20 protein-coding genes are annotated in these 19,048 nt (G+C 60.9%); 12 read left to right on the forward strand and 8 right to left on the reverse strand.

Annotated features, from left to right (window positions below):
• Window position 1 precedes the first annotated feature (1 nt).
• Both proC and FHT70_RS21710 read left to right on the forward strand, forming a co-directional pair.
• Window positions 2-829, forward strand: a complete 828-nt coding sequence (proC, locus tag FHT70_RS21705; RefSeq protein WP_183704755.1) for a pyrroline-5-carboxylate reductase — start codon at window positions 2-4, stop codon at window positions 827-829.
• 11 nt (window positions 830-840) lie between these two features.
• Window positions 841-1,182, forward strand: coding sequence for a tRNA-binding protein (locus FHT70_RS21710; RefSeq protein ID WP_183704757.1), 342 nt, complete (start codon window positions 841-843; stop codon window positions 1,180-1,182).
• A gap of 51 nt (window positions 1,183-1,233) precedes the next feature.
• Here FHT70_RS21710 and FHT70_RS21715 read toward each other — a convergent pair whose 3' ends face one another.
• Window positions 1,234-1,887, reverse strand: a complete 654-nt coding sequence (locus FHT70_RS21715; protein ID WP_097596936.1) for an MBL fold metallo-hydrolase — start codon at window positions 1,885-1,887, stop codon at window positions 1,234-1,236.
• Window positions 1,888-2,175: 288 nt separating this feature from the next.
• Between FHT70_RS21715 and FHT70_RS21720 the strand changes: the two genes are divergently transcribed.
• From FHT70_RS21720 to FHT70_RS21735, 4 genes are all read left to right on the forward strand, one after another.
• Window positions 2,176-2,793 (forward strand): DUF1236 domain-containing protein, encoded by a 618-nt coding sequence (locus tag FHT70_RS21720; protein WP_011426253.1) that lies wholly within the window; start codon window positions 2,176-2,178, stop codon window positions 2,791-2,793.
• Between the two features lie 343 nt (window positions 2,794-3,136).
• Window positions 3,137-3,628: a MarR family transcriptional regulator gene (locus FHT70_RS21725; RefSeq protein WP_097596935.1), complete on the forward strand. Its 492-nt coding sequence runs from the start codon at window positions 3,137-3,139 to the stop codon at window positions 3,626-3,628.
• Window positions 3,629-4,330 (forward strand): response regulator transcription factor, encoded by a 702-nt coding sequence (locus FHT70_RS21730; RefSeq protein ID WP_011426251.1) that lies wholly within the window; start codon window positions 3,629-3,631, stop codon window positions 4,328-4,330.
• Window positions 4,331-4,405: 75 nt separating this feature from the next.
• Window positions 4,406-5,782 carry an ATP-binding protein gene (locus tag FHT70_RS21735; protein ID WP_183704759.1) on the forward strand — a complete coding sequence of 459 codons (1,377 nt, stop codon included), beginning with the start codon at window positions 4,406-4,408 and terminating at the stop codon, window positions 5,780-5,782.
• Here the strand turns inward: FHT70_RS21735 and FHT70_RS21740 are convergent.
• A complete protein-coding gene (locus FHT70_RS21740; RefSeq protein ID WP_097596933.1) occupies window positions 5,779-6,201 on the reverse strand; it encodes a helix-turn-helix domain-containing protein in 423 nt (140 codons plus the stop codon). The two genes, FHT70_RS21735 and FHT70_RS21740, sit on opposite strands and share 4 nt — an antisense overlap.
• Before the next feature lie 71 nt (window positions 6,202-6,272).
• Between FHT70_RS21740 and FHT70_RS21745 the strand changes: the two genes are divergently transcribed.
• Complete coding sequence (locus FHT70_RS21745; protein ID WP_097597122.1) at window positions 6,273-7,145, forward strand: oxidoreductase; 873 nt, start codon at window positions 6,273-6,275, stop codon at window positions 7,143-7,145.
• Between the two features lie 59 nt (window positions 7,146-7,204).
• Here the strand turns inward: FHT70_RS21745 and FHT70_RS21750 are convergent, their stop codons facing one another.
• The 3 genes from FHT70_RS21750 to FHT70_RS21760 all read right to left on the reverse strand — a co-directional run bounded on the left by FHT70_RS21750 (window position 7,205) and on the right by FHT70_RS21760 (window position 9,405).
• Window positions 7,205-7,666: a BA14K family protein gene (locus tag FHT70_RS21750; RefSeq protein ID WP_183704761.1), complete on the reverse strand. Its 462-nt coding sequence runs from the start codon at window positions 7,664-7,666 to the stop codon at window positions 7,205-7,207.
• Between the two features lie 147 nt (window positions 7,667-7,813).
• Window positions 7,814-8,029 (reverse strand): cold-shock protein, encoded by a 216-nt coding sequence (locus FHT70_RS21755; protein WP_003561293.1) that lies wholly within the window; start codon window positions 8,027-8,029, stop codon window positions 7,814-7,816.
• A gap of 485 nt (window positions 8,030-8,514) precedes the next feature.
• Window positions 8,515-9,405 carry a DMT family transporter gene (locus FHT70_RS21760; RefSeq protein WP_183704763.1) on the reverse strand — a complete coding sequence of 297 codons (891 nt, stop codon included), beginning with the start codon at window positions 9,403-9,405 and terminating at the stop codon, window positions 8,515-8,517.
• Between the two features lie 99 nt (window positions 9,406-9,504).
• Between FHT70_RS21760 and FHT70_RS21765 the strand changes: the two genes are divergently transcribed.
• Window positions 9,505-10,014: a DUF3052 domain-containing protein gene (locus FHT70_RS21765; RefSeq protein ID WP_183704765.1), complete on the forward strand. Its 510-nt coding sequence runs from the start codon at window positions 9,505-9,507 to the stop codon at window positions 10,012-10,014.
• Here the strand turns inward: FHT70_RS21765 and FHT70_RS21770 are convergent.
• Genes FHT70_RS21770 through FHT70_RS21780 form a run of 3 tightly spaced genes read right to left on the reverse strand, consistent with a single transcriptional unit; the run spans window position 9,980 to window position 14,310 of the window.
• A complete protein-coding gene (locus tag FHT70_RS21770; protein WP_183704767.1) occupies window positions 9,980-11,122 on the reverse strand; it encodes a PQQ-dependent sugar dehydrogenase in 1,143 nt (380 codons plus the stop codon). The genes FHT70_RS21765 and FHT70_RS21770 overlap by 35 nt on opposite strands.
• Before the next feature lie 58 nt (window positions 11,123-11,180).
• A complete protein-coding gene (locus tag FHT70_RS21775; RefSeq protein WP_183704769.1) occupies window positions 11,181-11,942 on the reverse strand; it encodes a class GN sortase in 762 nt (253 codons plus the stop codon).
• Window positions 11,932-14,310 carry a marine proteobacterial sortase target protein gene (locus FHT70_RS21780; RefSeq protein ID WP_183704771.1) on the reverse strand — a complete coding sequence of 793 codons (2,379 nt, stop codon included), beginning with the start codon at window positions 14,308-14,310 and terminating at the stop codon, window positions 11,932-11,934. Before FHT70_RS21780 ends, FHT70_RS21775 begins: the two co-directional genes overlap by 11 nt.
• Window positions 14,311-14,829: 519 nt before the next feature.
• Between FHT70_RS21780 and FHT70_RS21785 the strand changes: the two genes are divergently transcribed.
• From FHT70_RS21785 to FHT70_RS21800, 4 genes are all read left to right on the forward strand, one after another.
• Window positions 14,830-16,032: a pyridoxal phosphate-dependent aminotransferase gene (locus FHT70_RS21785; protein ID WP_183704773.1), complete on the forward strand. Its 1,203-nt coding sequence runs from the start codon at window positions 14,830-14,832 to the stop codon at window positions 16,030-16,032.
• A 296-nt stretch (window positions 16,033-16,328) separates the two neighbouring features.
• Complete coding sequence (locus FHT70_RS21790; RefSeq protein ID WP_183704775.1) at window positions 16,329-17,234, forward strand: glycosyltransferase family 8 protein; 906 nt, start codon at window positions 16,329-16,331, stop codon at window positions 17,232-17,234.
• Between the two features lie 47 nt (window positions 17,235-17,281).
• The gene (locus FHT70_RS21795; protein WP_183704777.1) at window positions 17,282-18,151 is read left to right on the forward strand and encodes a 3-deoxy-manno-octulosonate cytidylyltransferase; all 870 of its coding nucleotides are present in this window, start codon (window positions 17,282-17,284) and stop codon (window positions 18,149-18,151) included.
• Window positions 18,152-18,223: 72 nt separating this feature from the next.
• Window positions 18,224-18,913, forward strand: a complete 690-nt coding sequence (locus FHT70_RS21800; RefSeq protein ID WP_183704778.1) for a glycosyltransferase — start codon at window positions 18,224-18,226, stop codon at window positions 18,911-18,913.
• Window positions 18,914-19,048: the final 135 nt, after the last annotated feature.

Consider the following 19,048-nt stretch of genomic DNA (forward strand, 5'->3'; position numbering starts at 1 on the left):
GATGCCGGCGAAGGCGTTATCCCCGGCAAATCCCGTCGTACTGATTGGCGCCGGAAACATGGGCGGAGCCATGCTCTCCGGCTGGCTGAAGAGCGGCGTTCCGGGCTCCGCCGTCATTGTTGTGGATCCAGGCCCTTCATCGGCGATGCTGGCGACGATCAAGGAAGCCGGCGCGACGCATCTGACCGCGATCCCTACGGAATTGAAGGCGAGCGTTTTGTTTCTCGCAGTCAAGCCGCAGGTGATGGAGACGGTGTTGCCTGATGTGAAGAGCGCCGTCGGGCCGGCGACGGTCGTCGTCTCGGTGGCAGCCGGCAAGACGCTCGGTTTTCTCGAAAAACATCTCGGCAAAGCCGCCATGGTGCGAGCCATGCCGAACACGCCGGCTATGGTCGGCCGCGGTGTGACCGGGGCCTTTGCCAATTCAGGAGTCAGCGATCCGCAACGCAAACGCGTCCATGCCCTTCTCAGCGTCTCCGGCCCGGTCGAATGGGTGCCTGCGGAGGCCGATATCGATGCCGTGACGGCGCTTTCCGGCAGCGGCCCGGCTTATGTATTCTATCTCGTCGAATGTATGGCGGAGGCAGGCCGAAAGCTCGGCCTGCAGGCGGACCTCGCCATGCGTCTTGCGCGGGAAACGGTCGCGGGGGCTGGTGAACTCTTGCACCAGTCCCCCGACGATGCTTCGCGGCTGCGGCAGAATGTGACGTCTCCCGGCGGCACGACGGCGGCGGCGCTCGCCGTTCTGATGGCGGAGAACGGCATGCAGCCCCTGTTCGATAAGGCGCTTGCGGCAGCGCGCAAGCGGGCCGAGGAACTGGCCGGCTGACGGAGATGCACATGGCGGAAGAGATCAGCTACGCCGATTTCGAGCGTGTCGACATCCGTGTCGGTACGATCATCGAAGCCAGCTCTTTTCCGGAGGCGCGCAAGCCGGCTTTCAAGCTGCTCATCGATTTTGGCCCTCAGATCGGTATCAAGAAATCCTCGGCGCAGATCACCGTGCATTATACGCCGGAAACCCTGATCGGCCGGCAGGTGTTCGGCGTCGTCAATTTCCCGCCCCGGCAGATCGGTCCGTTCCGTTCGGAAGTGCTGACGCTGGGATTCGAGGACGAGAATGGCGCGATCGTGCTTGCGGCGGTCGAACAGCCGGTGCCGAACGGCAGGAAGATGATGTGAGCATGGGCTCACACCATTTTGCCGGGTGCCTGATGTGTCTGCATCGGATGCTCAACGAGGCCTGATTTCCTGCAGATACGGATTGCTTCGCCGTTCGTCACCGATGCGGCTGCCGGGCCCATGGCCGCAGATAAAGCCGACGTCGTCGCCAAGCGGCAGGACCTTGTCGCGGATCGAATCCAACAGCTGCTGATGATTGCCGCCAGGCAGGTCGGTGCGGCCGATCGAGCCGTTGAAGAGCACGTCGCCGAGATGGGCGAAATTCTGTGCGCGGTTGAAATAGATCACGTGGCCGGGGGCATGGCCGGGCGTGTGATAGACCTCGAATTCGTGGGCGCCGAAGGAGACCTTGTCGCCGTTCTTCAGCCAGCGGTCCGGCAGAACATTGCGCAATCCTGATATGCCGTACGTCGCGGCCTGGGTCTCGATGCGCTGCAGCAGCGGCAGGTCATCCTGATGCGGGCCGACTATGTCGACGCCGAGGGCTTCCTTCAACTCCCCGGCGCCGCCGGCATGGTCGAGATGACCGTGCGTCAGCCAGATTTCCTTGATGGTCAGGCCGCTTTTCTCAATCGCCTGAAGGATAAGCGGCACGTCGCCGCCCGGATCGACGACGACGCCTTCCTGGGTATCGGGATCGAAGAAGACCGTGCAGTTCTGCTGAAAGGGTGTCACCGGAATGATGCCGGCCTGGAGCATGCCCATAAGTGCCTCGCTTGGGTGTCTCGGGTGCTCAGGGTATAGTCCGAAACGGCGGCGAGGACAGCCCAAATCTTCTGCTTTGACGCGTGTTTCACGGCAGCAAGACCGACTGCAACACAAGTTTATAGGTCTCTTCCGCCGTTCGGCCCGTCGACGAAATCAAGTTTTATTCTAATTTTTCAATTGCTTGTGAGGGCGTATCTGGAGGGGCCGTTTTGCCCCGGCGGGGCGCGTCGGAACATCGTGGAACGCCGCGCGTTGTCCGGCCATCGAAACCAAGGAGACGCTCACATGACCTTGAAGAGAAACATCCTGTTGGCTGGAGCCGTGCTCCTGGCGAGCGGCGGTCTGGCGCAGGCGGAGATGGTGGCGACCACGGTCAACGATCTCAATGTCCGCGCAGGTCCAGGCCCGCAATATCCGGCGGTCGGCCTTGCCACCCGCGGTTCGACCGCGGTGCTCGACGGCTGCATCGAAGGTAGCCGCTGGTGCCGTGTCGACGTCAACGGCATGCGCGGCTGGGTCTATGCGGATTATCTGCAGATGGACTACGGCGGCAACCAGGTTATCGTCGAGCAGCATCGCGCCGAGATCGGCGTTCCCGTGGTGACCTACGAATCGACTGCCAGCGTTGTCCCGGCCGACCCGCAACCGGCGCCGGGCGATGAATTGATCGGGCCGGTTGGAGCTGTCGAAACGATCACTCCGCCGGAGACGGTGCGGACCTATATCGAGACCAATCCGACCGAGACGGTGCGGCTTGGCGGCGATGTGGTCGTCGGCGCGGAAGTGCCTGCCGACGTGACTTTCCAGACCATTCCGGATTACGAATATCGCTACACAAGGATCAACGACCGGCCCGTCCTCGTCGATCCAGGTACGCGCCGGATTGTCTACGTCTATCAATAAGATCATCGGCAACTGTGAAAGGAGGCGGTCGGCAGGCCGCCTCGTTCGCGCAATCCTCCTCCCGCCTTTGAAGCCATTCCAAACCTCCGCCGGGGCTTCACTCGCCATGCCTGTTGATTGTTGTCCCCATTACGTTTTATCCAAGACGTCGGGGGAATTGCTTATTGCGTCGGAAGTTCCGGGCGGACCTTGGTTACCAAAGAAATATCAGGGAAATTGCGAAATAAGCTCGGGCTCCCACGAAGTTCGGTGAAGCTGGTAGCCGCGTAAATTTACGTCAATAATACTGACCTATGTATGCGGAAGTTTCCCGCAACGCGCGCAACGAGAAAGGAAATGTGGAGTGTCACGACAGACCGGTCCCAAAGCAGGCAAGCCGGAGCCGTTGGCCACGCCAATGGAGGATACAGGCGGTATCGATTTCGAGATGATCGAACTATTCTTCTTCGCCTATCGCGACTTCGTTTCTGATCCTGACGCCATCCTCGAAAAGAGCGGCTTCGGACGGGCGCATCACCGCGTCGTGCATTTCGTCAACCGCAATCCCGGCATGACGGTTGCTGATCTTCTCGACACACTGAAGATCACCAAGCAGAGTCTTGCAAGGGTGCTGAAACAGCTGATCGATTCGGGCTATATTCGCCAGGTGGCCGGTCCTGAGGATCGGCGGCAGCGCAAGCTTTATCCGACGAAATCGGGGCGCGAGCTGGCGCTTGCCCTTGCAGAGCCGCAATCGCGCCGCATTGAGCGGGCATTCGAAGGAGCCTCTGCGCAGGTGAGGGAGGGCGTGAAGGCCTTCCTTGGAGGCATGCGGGATAGAAAGAAGGCGGAGTGAATGGCGGTCAAGACAGGTATTTCCGACGATGCGGCGCATCTGCTGGTGGTCGACGATGACTCCCGTATCCGCGCGCTGCTCAATCGCTATCTCGCGGAGAACGGCTTTCGCGTCACTGTCGCGGCCGACGGCGCCGAGGCGCAGCGCAAACTTGCCGGTCTCGATTTCGATCTCATCATCATGGATGTGATGATGCCGGGCGAATCCGGCATCGACGTCACCCGCGGGCTTCGCGCCATCAAGAACGTGCCGATTATCATGCTGACGGCGCTGGCGGAATCGGGCAATCGCATCGAAGGCCTTGAGGCCGGCGCCGACGATTATCTCTCCAAACCCTTCGATCCGCGCGAGCTGGTCCTGCGCATCAACAATATCCTGCGCCGCAACGCCAACGGTGAGGGGCTGAAGATCGAACAGGTCATGTTTGGGCCCTACACTTTCTCCCTGACCCGCAAGGAGCTGAAGAAAGCCAGCGAGGTGATCCGGCTTACCGATCGCGAACAGGAAATCATGCTGCTCTTTGCGCGCCGCGCCGGTGACACCATCCCCCGTCACGAACTGATCGGCAATGACACAGAGGTCGGCGAGCGGACGATCGACGTGCAGATCAACCGGCTCAGGCGCAAGATCGAGGAGGATCCGGCCAATCCCGTCTGGCTGCAGACGGTGCGCGGCATCGGATACAGGCTGAGCATCGACTAGATTTGAGAAGTGGAGCATGATGCGGAGGACGGTTCACACTTTCCCGTATCGCGCTCTGAACGGCCGGGACCGACGATGGTGACAATGGACAGTTTGCGGCGGGAAGACCGCGCTCCGGCGGCGGGCTGGCGCTGGATCGTCCGCTGGCTGCGGCGCCGATTGCCCACCGGGCTCTACGCGCGCTCGCTGCTGATCATCATCATCCCGATGGTGCTGCTGCAATCCGTCGTCGCCGCCGTCTTCATGGAGCGTCACTGGCAAATGGTGACCGAGCGCCTGTCGCTCGCCGTCACCCGCGACATCGCCGCCATCATCGAGATCGTCGAGACCTATCCGCAGAATTCCGACTATAGCGAGATCATCCGCATCGCGCGCGATCAGCTTAACCTGCAGATTTCGATTGAGCCGGACGGCGATCTGCCGCCGCCGCGCGTCAAGCCCTTCTTCTCGATCCTTGACGGCATCCTCAGCGATGAGATCACCGACGAGATTCACCGGCCTTTCTGGATCGACACGGTTGGCAACTCGAACCTCGTCGAAATCCGGATCAAGCTCGAGAACAAGATCCTGCGGGTGCTGGCCAAACGCAGTCAGACCTATGCCTCCAACACCCACATCTTCATCGTCTGGATGGTCGGCACGTCGCTGGTGCTGATCGGCATTTCGATTCTCTTCCTGCGCGGGCAGATCCGGCCGATCCTGATGCTGGCGCGGGCTGCCGAAAGCTTCGGCAAAGGGCAGAAGCCCGACAATTTCTATCCGCGAGGCGCCGACGAGGTCAGGCGCGCCGGCCTTGCCTTCATTCTGATGCGTGAACGCATCGAGCGGCAGATCGAGCAGCGTACGGCGATGCTTTCCGGCGTCAGCCATGATCTGCGCACCATTCTCACCCGCTTCAAGCTGCAACTGGCGCTCGCCGGCGACAATCCCGACCTGCATGGCCTGAACGACGACGTCAATGATATGCAGACGATGCTGGAGGCCTACATGGCCTTCGCCCGCGGCGAGGTCGAAGAGGATGTCGGCGAGCTGAAGCTCAGCGAGATCTTCGCCAAGCTGGAATCCGATTTCGTCCTGCATCGTAAGCAGTTCAGCTATACGATCGAAGGCGACGACGACATTTCCGTCAGGCCGAATGCGTTCACGCGTCTCGTCACCAACCTTGCCTCGAACGCGCGCCGTTATGCCAATAGGCTCGACATCGAGGCCAAGCACAATGCCAAGTGGCTGACTATTATCTTCGATGATGACGGGCCGGGCATTCCGGAAAAGAATCGCGAGGACGTGTTCAAGCCGTTCTTCCGGCTGGACGCAGCGCGCAACCTGGATGCATCCGGCACCGGCCTCGGTCTTGCGATTGCCCGCGATATTGCTCGCAGCCATGGCGGCAACGTCACGCTGGGCGACAGCCCGCTCGGGGGCTTGCGGGCAACGATCCGTATTCCGGCCTAATTGTCCGTTGCCGTCAGCTTCACGGCCTTGCGCGAATCGAACTCATCCAGGCGCTCCACGATCCAACGCCAGAGAGTGACGACCTGCATGAGGAGGTCGCGGCCAAGCGGCGTCAATTCATATTCAACGCGCGGTGGAATCTCGGGATAGAGGGTGCGAATAATGAGGCCGTCGCTTTCGAGGGTGCGCAGCGTCTGCGTCAGCACTTTCTGGCTGATGCCCTCGATCCGCTCCATGAGGCGCGAGAAGCGTAAGGGTGCGCCGGCATCCGATAGTGCGTGCAGGATGCGCAGTGGCCATTTCGCCGCCGCCCGTTCTATCAAGGCGCGCGCCCGTGCATCCTGCTCGTCAGTCATGTTGCAGCAGAAATCGAATATGTCGCCGGCCACTTCAGTTACCTCGAGGTGTGTATAGATCATTCTGGTACCTTCTTTCGATCGGGAACAATAGGACCTACATGCTCGGGGAACCAATCAAGGAGAGGTTTCCGATGTCGAAGGTGTGGTTGATTACAGGCTGTTCGCGTGGTCTCGGCCGGGCGCTGGCGGAGGCGGTTCTGGCCGCCGGCGACAATCTGGTGGCGACGGCGCGCGATCCTGCCCGGCTTGCGGATCTTTCCGAACAATATGGCAATCAGGTGCTGACGCTGGCGCTCGACGTGACCGACGAGGAAGCGGCAGCTGCCGCGGTGGAAGCTGGCGTGAAGCGGTTCGGCCGCATCGACGTGCTTGTCAACAATGCCGGCTACGGCAATGTCAGTCCGATCGAGGATACCAGCCTCGCCGATTTCCGAGCCCAGGTCGAGACCAACCTCTTCGGTACTGTTATCATGACCAAGGCGGTGATCGCCCTGATGCGCGAACAGGGTGCGGGCCATATCATCCAGTTCTCATCCGTCGGCGGCCGTATCGGACCGGCCGGACGTGGCGCCTATTCGGCAGCCAAATTTGCAGTCGAGGGCTTTTCGGAGGTGTTGTCTAAGGAAGTCGCGCCATTCGGCATCAAGGTGACAGTGGTCGAACCCGGCGGTTTCAGAACTGATTTCGCCGGTGCCTCGACGGTGCTGGCCGAGGGGCGCGCGGACTATGCGGAAACGGTCGGCGCCACGGTGCGCTTCCAACGTGAATATGACGGCCGTCAACCTGGCGATCCTGCCAAAGCGGCCGCCGTCGTCATTCACATTGCCGGTCTCGACCAACCGCCGCTCCGGTTGCTGCTCGGCAGCGATGCTGTGCGCAATGTCGAGAAGGCGGATGCGGCACGCATCGAGGCCGATCGGGCATGGCGCGCGGTCAGCGTCTCGACCGATTTCGAGCCGGATGCCGAGTTGCGGGCGATGCCCTGGGAGAAGAAGGCGGGCTGAACGAGGCAAAAACAAAAGCGCCGCTGGAGAGCGGCGCTTCGCGATGACGTGTTGGCAGATCAGCCGGCGGTGCAGAAGTGACTGCGGCCATCATTGCCGATATAGGTGCCGCTGCGGGGATCGAAGGAGCGGTAGCGGTAGGAGCAATAACGCTCCCATTGCGGTGACCAGGGCTCCACCGACGCGCGCGCAGGCGCATAATATCTAGGCTGTTCAACATATTGCGGCTGCTCGACATAGACGCGGCGCGGAGCGCGATAGACCGGAGCCGGCTCGTAATATTCTGGCTCGTACGGCGGGTCGATGTAGCGGGGTTCGTCATAAACAGGGCCATTATTGGCGTTGGCGATAGCCGAGCCGACAATCAAACCGGTGGCGAGACCGACAGCGCCACCGACGAGGGCATCGTTGTTGTGATGATGGCGCCAGTGGTGGTCACCGGCCGAGGCCTCGCCGACGACGGAGAGAGAAAGCGCGGCAGCCGTTGCCGTCAGCAGAAGAGTTTTGGCGAGCCTGTTCATAAGCATCAAGTCCTAATCTCGGAAACCGAACGCCGGTTCCTTCTCGATGGTGTCAGTCCTAAAGATTCCTGGCTGAACGAAGGCTGAACGACAAAACCCGGCATTGCTGCCGGGCTTCAACTCGAATTCGACAGCCTTGTTAAGGGCTCAGCCGGCAATCTGCAGATTGACGGCCTTGGGGCCCTTGCCGCGGCGATCCGGCTCCGTGTCGAAGCTTACCTTCTGGTTTTCCGTCAAACCGGCCAGCCCGGAGGCCTGTACGGCAGAAATGTGAACGAAGATATCGGCGCCGCCCCGGTCCGGCTTGATGAAGCCGAAGCCCTTGTCGGTATTAAAGAATTTTACAGTGCCAGTCTCGGCCATGCGTCAGGTCCTTTTCTCTCTGCCCGCCATCCACACGGGCAGCATCATAGCATTGCCTCCTTGCGGGAGGCGTTGGCAGGCAAGTCTTGAAATTTGAGAAAAAGGTCCCCTCTACCTCGGCCTGCTCCAAGCAGGACTTTCGCCTGCTTTGTTTGGAACCGGCTGACCGGAATATTAGCGTTCCCGGCGCGCAAATACTTAAGGACTTCCCATGCTCGCAAAATGCCCGAACGCGCTGAGAGTGCTGCGTTTAAGGGATTTTGGCAAGCAAAAGTTTTTTAACGTGTCCTTCCGGGCACACTGCTGCCCGCGTCTGGTTTGCGCAAAAACGCAAAATTTCCGTCGTGAATGGGAGATGATTAACGATTTATATCGCCCGCAATGTAAGTTTCGGGCAGATTTTGCCAAAAATACAACGTAAACGGGCTAGCGAGTTCCCTAAAAATTTTTTTGAATTCGGCGTCCACCCATATTTGGACGCATGTTCAGGCGGCTGACAGGCGGCGGCGAGCAAAGCCGGGCACGATCTCGACTACAAGCATAGCGATAAACATTAGCGCACAACCTGTATATCCGGTGGCCGGCATCGACTCACCGAGAATCAGGGCTGCGAGCGATGCGCCGAAGAGCGCTTCGGACGAAAGGAAGATCGCCGCCTGCGACGGAGTCGTGTAGCGCTGGGCAATCACCTGCAGCACGAAGGCCAAGCCGGACGAGAAGATGCCGACATAAAGGATCTCAGGTCCTGCGGCCCAAATCGCCGAAAGGCTGATCGGTTCGACCGCTGCGGCAACGGCTAACGCGCAGGCCGTGGTGACGGCAAATTGCGTGGCGGCCAGCGCGAGCGGCCTTCCGCTCTCGGAGACGGTCATGCCGGCAAGGGTGATCTGGATCGCCCAGAAGGCGGCGCAGGCCACGGTCAGGAGATCGCCTGAGGTGAGCGCCGAGAGATGACCGCCGGACAGGAGATAGATGCCGGCGAACGCCATCAGCGCGCCCGGCCAGATGATCCAATGCGGGGCACGGCGCAGGAAAAACACGGCAATGAGCGGCACGAAGACGACATAGAGGCCAGTGATGAAGCTGGAATTCGTCACCGTCGTCGTCTGCAGGCCGACCTGCTGGGTGGCGGCGCCGCTGAAAAGGGCAAGGCCGGTGAGGATATAGAGCTTGGCATGGCGCGCGCTGGTTTTCACCTTTGCCTTGCGCACTTCCAGAAGAACGAAAGGCAAGACGGCCAATGTGGCGACGGCAAAACGTAAGGCGATGAACCAGAAGGGGCCGATCGCCTTCATCGCCGTCGACTGCGCGACGAAGCCGCCGCCCCAGATGGCGGCTGCAAGCAACAGGAGGAGGTTCGCCTGAATGCGCGTCATGTCGTCCTCGATGAGGAAGGGAGATCTGTTCGAGCGGTTAGCAGTTGCCTTTCCTCTAGGCAAGGGCGAAGACTTGGCGCTGATGGCGGAGGTGGAGGCATGCAACGCGAAAAACAGACGCCGGCGAGCGGTATGGCGGTATCCGGAATGGCAGGCTATTCCGGTACGCCGCTGGCCATGAAGCTCGGGCTTGCGCATGGGCAGGCTGCCGCTCTTCTCGGTGTTCCCGAAACGATCGACGACATCAATGGTTTCAGCGGTTTTGCTTCAGTCATCCGCCTGCTTCCCGAGACTCTTTTGCGGGCGCTCGATTATGTCCATCTATTTGTGACTGAGCGCATAGTGTTGGAAGCGGCGGCGCCGACGCTGTTCCGGGTCCTGAAGCCCGACGGCATGATCTGGATCTCCTGGCCGAAGAAGAGCTCACGCGTGCCCACCGATATCACCGAGGATGTGCTGCGGGAGATCCTGCTGCCAACGGGCCCGGTCGATGTGAAGGTCTGCGCAGTCGACGAGATCTGGTCCGGGCTGAAATTCGTCATTCGCAAGGAATTGCGCGGCGCGCTGCGACCGCTCAACCGTTGTTGGCCTGAGCGCGCGAGACCCTGAGCAGCGCGCCGTCGTCCTCGTCCGTCAGCATCAGCAGCGCGCCGTCGGGCGCTACAATGACGTCGCGGATGCGGCCGTAGTCGCCCTCGAACAAGCGCTCCTCGGCGATGAAGGCGCCGCTCTCGTCGCGCTGCATGCGCGAGAGCAGCTGGAATTTCAGCGCCGCGACGAGGAAGTCGCCGTCCCATTCCGGGAACATGGCGCCGCGATAGACAGCGAGCGCGCCGGGCGCGATCGAAGGATCCCAATAGTGCAGCGGCTGCTCCAGCCCTTTTTTGGCGGTGCCTTCGCCGATCTCGGCGCCTGAATAGTCACGGCCGTAGGTGATGATCGGCCAACCATAATTCTTGCCCGCTTCGATCTGATTGATCTCGTCGCCGCCGCGTGCCCCATGTTCGACGGTGTAGAGCTTGCCGTCCTTCGCATCGAAGGTGATGCCTTGCGGGTTGCGGTGGCCCTTCGACCAGATCTCCGGCAGCGCCTTGCCGCCGTCCTTGAACGGATTGTCGGCGGGGATGCTGCCGTCGGCATTGATGTGGACGATCGAGCCGGCATCGTCCTGCCAATCCTGCGAGCGGTCGCGGTCGCCGCGGTCGCCGACGCTGATGAACAGCGTGCCATCGCGGGCGATCGCGATGCGCGCGCCATATTGGATGTTGCCTGACGTGAAGCGCCGCATGGTAAAGATGGGCGTGACCGCCTGAAGCCTCTTTTCGTCGGGAGACAGCGTCGCGCTGAAGGCCTCGGCGCCGGAGCCCTGCTTGTCAGCGATGGCGGCGGTGAAATAGAGTTTTCTGCTCGTGGCAAAGTCCGGGGCAAGCGCCAGGTCCATAAGACCGCCCTGGCCGCGGGCATTGACCTTGGGCACGTTGCCGATCGGCTCGGAAAGCTTGCCATTGCGGATGATACGTATGCGGCCCGGCCGCTCGGTGACGAGATAGGCGCCGTCGGGCAACACTTCGACCGCCCAGGGGTGTTCGAGACCACCGGCCAGTTTTTCGACGCGAACCGTAGGACCCTGCGTGTTGACGCTATCGGCCGCATTGGCCGATGTGGCGCCAAACAGAATCAGCGTCGCGGCGAAATGGAAGGCGGATATTCTCGTCATTTGCTTCCCCTCGTCTCTCCACCCGGAACGTGGAGTGGGCAGGGCAGAGCTTCAAGCCTCAGTCTGTCTGTAATAACGGCTTTGTGTTTGCCGGTTGAACGGAGCCGGTCGCGTTACCATCGACCAGTTCGGCTTCGAGGATGTAGCGCAGCGGCCCGCGTTCGGTCGCATCGAAGGGCCAGCAGGTGGCTAGTACGAGGCGTCGGCCATCGGAGGCGGGGTCGATGCCGCTCGCGTCCCAGGGGGCAATGCGGCCTTGGCCGGCCTTGAAGGTCAATAGCTTACCGTCGCGGCGGGTAACTTCGATCGTATCGCCTGGCCTTATATACTGCAGCCAGCGAAAATGGGTGTCGCGATGGGCGGCGATGACGGAGGTGCCCTCGTCGCCCGGCTGCGGTGTATTGGCGAGCCAGGCCGGGCCGAAGGCGAGCGCCTCGCCGGATGCGCCGGAAAGCACGATCGCGTCCTTGCCGAGGCGCGGCGCACGCACCCTGGCCATCGTGGTGAAATCGGCCCAGGGCCAGGGTTTCGTCTCCTTGCCGCTCAGTTCGGCGGCAAAAGCACGCTTCAGCAGGACCTGAGAGATTTCTGCCTTCGCCTTCAGCAGGAAACCGTCGCCGATCAGCGCCAGACCATATAAGGCAAGACCGGCGATGGCGAAGGCGATCGTCTTTTCGATCGGCGAAAGACGCCAGAGGAAGAACCCCTTTCTCCTCCGTGGCTTCGGCATGTCGTGCGCCGTGGCGGCGGTCATGGCGAGTTCCAGATAGGTCGGAAGCGGCTCGAATTCGGCCGCTTCCTGATTGTTGCTAGAAACCATTGCGCTTGGCTCCGGCCATGATGAGACCCTTGAGGCGGCGGCGCCAGATGGCGAGCCCGCTCGCCGCCGCCAGCGCTAGCAGCAGCATGGTCAGCCCGCGCATGATCTGCTCGTCGGCGCGCGTCGCCGTCTGCGGCAGGTTCACGGTCGAACTCTTCTGTGCGATCAGCGTGGCGGCTTTCGCCGTTGGTGCAGCGGCCATCAGGTTGGCGATCTCGGGCGACGCGGCGAAAGCCTGTGTTGCGGCTGCGGCCTCTCGCGGTTCGGCGCTTCCATCAGGCGCAGCCGCGCCGTGGCGCTCTGCGCCGCCGGGTGGGACAGAATTTTCGCCGAAGACCTTCCCGAAGTCCCAGCCCTCGGGCAGGTTGAGCGGCAGCTTCGCCGAGCCGAGCGGCTCGTTCGGACGCGACGGCGTGACGTCCACGGCGACCAGGCTGGTGACGCGCGAGACGAGGTGGAGGGCAAGCGCCACCGTTTCGATGTCCTTGTCGAGCGCGGCGGGATCCTGGCGCTCATAGGCGCGGGCCTCGAAATCGTCGATCTTGCGTCGCGCCCAGAGCTTGGAAATGCCGTTGCCGTCTGCGGCATTGGCGATATCCATCTCGACGCGCCAGGGCTGGTTGCCTGTCTTGCCGACGATCTGCAGCTTTCCGGCAGCCTTGTCCTGCGGCAGTTCCGCTGTCAGAACCACAGGCTCGCCGCTATAGAGGTCGGGCATCGGGTTCGGCGTGATATCCTCGGCTTCGATGCCTTCGAAGGTCGCGGCGATATCGGTCATGGCGGGGTTCTGCAGCTTGGCGAAGAGTTCGCTCATGCGGCTTGCCACCTGATCGGTCGAGCCGATCTGGGTGAAGGTGCCGCGGCCGACCTCGGCGGCTTTGGTCATGAAATAAGTGTTCGGCGCCGAGCCGATGCCGACGGTGAAGACGCGGGCATCGCCGTGGCTCGCGGTGATTTCCTGGAAGAGCTGCTGTTCGTTGCCGATCGCGCCATCCGTCAGGAATACGACCTGGCGCAGCGCTCCGCTTGCGATCGGGCCTTGGTTGCGCAGCGCGTCCTCGAGCGCCGGCAGCATTTCCGTGCCGCCATCGGCGTTCAGGCTCCTGATATAAGCGATGGCCTTTTCGCGGTTATCGGGGGTGGCGGCGACGAGGCCGTTGAAATAGTCGGTCATCGTATCGTCGAAACGGATGACGTTCAAGCGGTCCTCGGGGTTGAGCCTGGAGATGGCAAGCGCCAGGCTCTGTCTTGCCTGTTCGATCGACTGGCCGGACATCGAGCCGGAATTGTCGATGACGAAGACCACCTCGCGTTTTGACGGTACTGGAGCATCCGGCGTGGTGGGCGGAGTGATGAAGGCAAGCAGGTAGGTCTTGCCATCAATCGCTTCGCGGAACAGGCCGGCGCTTGGCGTCTTGCCCGGAGCGGCTTTCCAGGTGAGCTCGAAATCCTTGTCGGCAGGAACCGCGTCTCCTTTCAGGCTGATCGTTCTCGCCTGATCGCCGTCCTGCCGGATATCGACGTGGTGGAAAGAGGATTTGACCTCACCGAGCGGGAAGCCGGCCTTAAGGTTGATTGTCAGCGAAACGGGGTTGATCCTGGCATTCTCCCGCGGGTCGAGCACCGGGGCTTCGATCTTCTCGCGATTTTCCACCGGGTCGGATGGTGTTGCGAAGCCGGCACCGTTGTTGAACTCGACGGTCTGGACGATCGGCGCCGGATTATAGCGCGGCGCAACGACCATCGGGAAGCGCAGCGAGAATTCACCGCCGGACTGATGGACCGTCTGCTGATATTCGATCTGTACGACGATCTCTTCGCCGGGGCCGATATTGGCGACCTGGTTGGTGAAGATGTTCGGCCGCTGCTGTTCGAGCAGCGCCGTCTTCTTGCCCTCGGCCTTGGCCTGCTCATAGATCTCGCGGGCTTCCTGGCGTGGCTTGATCTGGCCTTCGATGAAGCGTTCGCCGATCTGCATCTTCAGCGCGTCAACGGCCGAATTGTCGGGCAGCGGGAAGACGTAGGTGCCCTCGACCCAGCCCTGGCTCGGGTTCTGGAAGCGCTGGGTCACCTTCACCCTGGCGATCGGGCCGGAGATATCGATTGCGACGTCGGTCCTCAGCCGCGGCGCTTCGACATAAAAGCCTGGCTCCTTCGAAGGAAAGAGCAGCGAACCGCTATTGACGTCGTTCGGCCGCACAAAGGCGGCGAGCTGACCGGATGCCTGCCGCGTCTCGGCGCGAGCGGCGGAGGCAAGTCCCAGCATCGCGGCGATGCAGGCGACAAAGGCGGTGATGGCGACAAGACATGAAATGGAGATCCGGCGCATGCGCATGCGCCCGATGGCGAACTCATCTTCCAGAAACATTGGCCTACCCTCAATAACCAATTTTGGATGAGCGAATGATGCAGCTTCGATCTCGGCGCCCTCGCGACCGAATTGCGGCGGCGGGCTGCATTTGTTACGGCTTATTCGTGGCGGCAGGATCGCCGTACCGAGGCTCAGGTAGTTGCGGCGAGCGATGTCCTGGCCTGTCGTCTGCTACTGATATTGCCGAGCTTCGGCGTGGTTCAATTCCCGGACGTCCGTCATTTCTAACCGTGCCCTCCCTGACGCCCGATACGCGCCGGCATCGGATCGGGAGGAAGATTAGGCTGAGCTAAATCCCGCAGCAAGCGCGCTTGGCTGCGGAGCGCTTCGACCGTGCGCCGCAAGCCGCGCCGAAATGGAGAGCGGGTCGGTTTGCCAGTGCGGCAAAACGATCAATAAGAATCATTGCCGGCATCACGCCTTTGCGCTTGAAATGCCGTCATACATTGGACATAGAGCTAACCGCAGAACTCCGGTCCCGGCTTTCTGCCCGTTTCAACCAATAGGACCGATATCATGGCCTTCCTTGCCGATGCTCTTTCCCGTGTGAAGCCTTCAGCCACCATCGCCGTCTCCCAGAAAGCGCGTGAGCTGAAAGCGAAAGGACGCGACGTCATTGGCCTCGGCGCAGGCGAGCCGGATTTCGATACGCCAGACAATATCAAGACAGCTGCCATCGACGCGATCAACCGTGGCGAGACGAAGTATACGCCGGTTTCCGGCATCCCTGAGCTGCGCAAGGCGATCGCCGCCAAGTTCAAGCGCGAGAACGGCCTTGAATATTCCTGGGAACAGACGATCGTCGGCACCGGCGGCAAGCAGATCCTGTTCAACGCCTTCATGGCGACGCTGAACCCGGGCGATGAAGTCGTCATCCCAGCGCCCTACTGGGTGTCCTATCCGGAGATGGTGGCGCTCTGCGGCGGCACGCCGGTGTTCGTTTCGGCTACCCAGGAGCATAACTTCAAACTCCAGCCTGCCGATCTCGAAAAGGCGATCACGCCGAAGACCAAGTGGTTCATCTTCAACTCGCCGTCCAACCCGACGGGCGCGGCCTATACGCATGCCGAACTGAAGGCGCTGACCGACGTGCTGATGAAGCATCCGCATGTCTGGGTGCTGACCGACGACATGTACGAGCACCTGACCTATGGCGACTTCAAATTCGTCACGCCCGTGGAGGTCGAGCCCAGCCTTTATGACCGCACGCTGACGATGAACGGCGTCTCCAAGGCCTATGCGATGACCGGCTGGCGTATCGGCTATGCCGCCGGCCCGCTCCAGCTCATCAAGGCCATGGACATGATCCAGGGGCAGCAGACCTCGGGCGCGACGTCGATCGCCCAGTGGGCGGCTGTCGAAGCGCTGAACGGCACCCAGGATTTCATCCCGGCGAACAAGAAGATCTTCGAAGGTCGCCGCGACCTCGTCGTCTCCATGCTGAACCAGGCCAAGGGTATCGTCTGCCCAGTGCCGGAAGGCGCCTTCTACGTCTATCCGTCCTGCGCCGGCCTGATCGGCAAAACGGCACCGTCGGGCAAGGTCATCGAGACGGACGAAGATTTCGTTTCCGAGCTTCTGGAATCGGAAGGTGTCGCCGTCGTTCACGGCTCCGCCTTTGGCCTCGGCCCAAATTTCCGCATCTCCTATGCGACATCGGAAGATCTGCTTGAGGAAGCCTGCCGCCGCATCCAGCGCTTCTGCGCGGCCTGCAAGTAACACGGACGGCGGTAACATCGATCGAAGGCCTGCCGGTGACGGCGGGCCTTTTTTGCCTGCAGCATTGGCGAATATTGGAAACGAATTTCGGGCTGATGCGTTGGCTGCGGTTATAGCTCACATCCCGATTCAAAGCGTTGCCGCATAGATTCAGCTTTGCCTCGCAAGTCGTTGAATTTCGATTCAAAACGTGAGGGCGAGCGCCGGTCGCACGGGCTGTCTGCGGTTGCGGGCGGACGCCAAACCAACTAGATATCCGGCATCAAGTTCAATTTGCCGCTTCGGGAGGCCGGATTTTGCAGCAGAGTGCCGTCATCGTCTGTTCTGACGTTAACATGCTCCCGGCCGCCTGCTGCACTCTGCTTTCCGTCAAGCGCAATCTTACGAATGCCGGTGTAGAGTTCCTGCTTCTCGGCATCGACCTCAAGCCGCACGAGGTCGCCGAGGTCGATAATTTTGGGCGGCTTCACGATATGGCGATCAGGGTGTTGCCCTATAAGACGCCAGATGCCGGCCTCCAGGCGCGGGGCCGCTGGTCCGCCGCCACGCTGGCGCGGCTTTATATGGATCGGGATATACCAGGCCATGTCGAGCGCCTGCTTTATCTCGATGCCGACGTGCTGGCGGTTGCGCCGGTCGATGAACTCTTCATCCTTGATTTTCAAGGCAAGGCGCTTGCCGCCGTTGACGACTATGTCATGGCCTTTCCCGAGAAATCAGGCGCGCGCCAGCGCAAGATCGGCATGGGCGAGGGCGGCCGCTACTTCAATGCTGGCGTATTGCTGTTCGACTGGTCGGCTTGCCGGGCGAGGGGGCTCTTCCCCAGAACCCGGGAAATCTTCGAGGAGCGGTCGCACATGTTTGAGAACAACGACCAGGATGCGCTGAACGTCACTTTCGACGGCGACTGGCTGGTGCTCCATCCGCGCTGGAATACGCAGACGGGCCTGCTGCCTTTCGTTGACCGGCCGGCCATCTTTCATTTTACCGGCCGCAAGAAGCCGTGGCAGGCGAACGTTCCCTGGGTGCACCGGCGGATGGCCAATCGTTATGCCGAAGATCTTCGCAACACAGCCTGGACGTCCTTCTGCAGGCAACCGTCGACGACGGACCGAGTGGCGGGCTTCCTCTCGCATGTGGGAAAGCAGATCGGCGGCCTGACGCGGCTTGCCCGGATGCGCGCCTATTTCAGCAACAGCTAGTCGGGCGGGCCGAGCGCATCGTCTTTGGAAAGTGCATGTGAGCCGATATGGAATCAATCCCCAGCGATAACAAGGCTACGACCGCTCCGGATGGCGGCTTCGATTTCCTGACGCCGGACGCTTGGAAGGCGCTGTTGTCGGGCTACTCCCATATCGTGCTGGTAGCAAATAGCGAGGCGGTCGATCTCGAACGGCTGCGGAGCGAATTGCCGGAGACGGCGCTCTACGTCTTCTTCAACAAGGTCTATAAGGTGCTCGACGCACCCTTCGTCGGCCATTCCATGCTGGTTGCCCGCAGCGACGTGATGGGCGCCCATATCGTCCACCGGCGCGAAACAGGGGATGTCTTGCGCTTCTTTGGCGGCGACGATTTCCTCGGCGTCGTCAATATCCGGGTCTCCGTCGAGGAAAATTTCAGCGAGGAGAGCCGCTTCGAAGGCGCTAAAGCCCGTCACCTCGATCTGACGCAAATGCTCGCCGATCTCTATCCGATCGGCAAGATCGCGACGAGCGGCTTTGCGGTCGCGTTGTGGCTCGCCGATCTGCAGTTGCCGGGCAAGATCCTGCTTGCCGGCTTTTCGGCGAAGCGGAGCGAGAAGTGGAAGGTGTTCGACGTTCACGATTGGACGTTCGAGCAGATCTTCCTGCGTCTCTTTGCGCGCATGGGTTCGATCTCGATGATGGGCGGCGTCGATGCCAGCCCCTATTCGGCGCTTGCCAAACGGTTTCCCGAGGTGCCGCCGATCGAGATCGCGATGACCGCGCTTGAAGTCTTGTCGGAGCGGCTCGACAATACGAACAGCCAGATCGACAGGCTGATGTCCGTCACTAAATTCATCCGCGCCGTCGACAATTTCTTTCGGCGGTTCAAACCGAAAACCCGCAAGCAGCGTTTTCTCGAAAAGTCGAAGGGATGACTATCGCAGGCCTTAGCTAACAGGCGTGGTGGCGAAGAAAGCTGTTGCCGATGCTGGCGATCAAGGTGGACAATGGAACAACAGAACGTCCGAATATTTGTGGGATTCGATCCCAAGGAAGTGGTCGCCTACCACGTTCTCGTGCAGAGCATCATCGAGAAGTCGTCGATCCCGGTCGAGTTCTCGCCCATTGCGCTCTCCAATCTTGGCGGGATTTTCACTCGCCAGCGCAACGCGCTGCAATCCACGGAGTTCTCCTTCTCGCGTTTCCTGACGCCCTATCTCAGTGGTTACGAGGGCTGGAGCATCTTCATGGATTGCGACATGCTGATGCGTGCCGATATCGCCGAGCTTTGGGCATTGCGCGACGAGCGTTACGCCGTCATGTGCGTCAAACACGATTACCGGCCGAAGATCGACACCAAGTTCCTCGGTCAGACGCAGACCAAGTACGAAAAGAAGAACTGGTCGAGCCTCATCCTCTTCAACAATCACGAATGCCGCGCGCTGACGCCGGAATACGTCAATACCGCGACCGGGCTGCAACTGCATCAGTTCAAATGGCTGGAGAATGAAGACCTCATCGGCGAATTACCGGTGACGTGGAATTACCTCGTCAATGAATACGACTACCGCGAAGATGCCAAGAACGTCCATTTTACCGATGGCGGGCCATATTTCGAGGAATACAAGAACGACGATTACGCCGAGGAATGGTTCGCAGCCCGTGAACGCCTGCTCTTCGCCCAACAGCCCGCCTAGAGCCTGCTGCTTTCATACGGAAGCATATCCTGAATTTGTGAGGTAGTTTGCGCATTCTGCTGGCGAGAAGCAGTCGAGCATTTCACCAGCCTTGCGCCATGTCGCTTCGACTGTGCGAGGCTGTTCTCTCCTAAT

The sequence above is a fragment of the Rhizobium sp. BK049 genome (genome assembly GCF_014193135.1).
Lineage (GTDB): Bacteria > Pseudomonadota > Alphaproteobacteria > Rhizobiales > Rhizobiaceae > Rhizobium.

Bases quoted from the DNA above. Each gene is read 5' to 3' on its own strand.
- proC (WP_183704755.1), top strand. From the start codon at position 2: ATGCCGGCGAAGGCGTTATCCCCGGCAAATCCCGTCGTACTGATTGGC.
- FHT70_RS21710 (WP_183704757.1), top strand. From the start codon at position 841: ATGGCGGAAGAGATCAGCTACGCCGATTTCGAGCGTGTCGACATCCGT.
- FHT70_RS21715 (WP_097596936.1), bottom strand. From the start codon at position 1,887: ATGGGCATGCTCCAGGCCGGCATCATTCCGGTGACACCCTTTCAGCAG.
- FHT70_RS21720 (WP_011426253.1), top strand. From the start codon at position 2,176: ATGACCTTGAAGAGAAACATCCTGTTGGCTGGAGCCGTGCTCCTGGCG.
- FHT70_RS21730 (WP_011426251.1), top strand. From the start codon at position 3,629: ATGGCGGTCAAGACAGGTATTTCCGACGATGCGGCGCATCTGCTGGTG.
- FHT70_RS21735 (WP_183704759.1), top strand. From the start codon at position 4,406: ATGGTGACAATGGACAGTTTGCGGCGGGAAGACCGCGCTCCGGCGGCG.
- FHT70_RS21740 (WP_097596933.1), bottom strand. From the start codon at position 6,201: ATGATCTATACACACCTCGAGGTAACTGAAGTGGCCGGCGACATATTC.
- FHT70_RS21745 (WP_097597122.1), top strand. From the start codon at position 6,273: ATGTCGAAGGTGTGGTTGATTACAGGCTGTTCGCGTGGTCTCGGCCGG.
- FHT70_RS21750 (WP_183704761.1), bottom strand. From the start codon at position 7,666: ATGAACAGGCTCGCCAAAACTCTTCTGCTGACGGCAACGGCTGCCGCG.
- FHT70_RS21755 (WP_003561293.1), bottom strand. From the start codon at position 8,029: ATGGCCGAGACTGGCACTGTAAAATTCTTTAATACCGACAAGGGCTTC.
- FHT70_RS21760 (WP_183704763.1), bottom strand. From the start codon at position 9,405: ATGACGCGCATTCAGGCGAACCTCCTCCTGTTGCTTGCAGCCGCCATC.
- FHT70_RS21765 (WP_183704765.1), top strand. From the start codon at position 9,505: ATGCAACGCGAAAAACAGACGCCGGCGAGCGGTATGGCGGTATCCGGA.
- FHT70_RS21770 (WP_183704767.1), bottom strand. From the start codon at position 11,122: ATGACGAGAATATCCGCCTTCCATTTCGCCGCGACGCTGATTCTGTTT.
- FHT70_RS21775 (WP_183704769.1), bottom strand. From the start codon at position 11,942: ATGGTTTCTAGCAACAATCAGGAAGCGGCCGAATTCGAGCCGCTTCCG.
- FHT70_RS21780 (WP_183704771.1), bottom strand. From the start codon at position 14,310: ATGTTTCTGGAAGATGAGTTCGCCATCGGGCGCATGCGCATGCGCCGG.
- FHT70_RS21785 (WP_183704773.1), top strand. From the start codon at position 14,830: ATGGCCTTCCTTGCCGATGCTCTTTCCCGTGTGAAGCCTTCAGCCACC.
- FHT70_RS21795 (WP_183704777.1), top strand. From the start codon at position 17,282: ATGGAATCAATCCCCAGCGATAACAAGGCTACGACCGCTCCGGATGGC.
- FHT70_RS21800 (WP_183704778.1), top strand. From the start codon at position 18,224: ATGGAACAACAGAACGTCCGAATATTTGTGGGATTCGATCCCAAGGAA.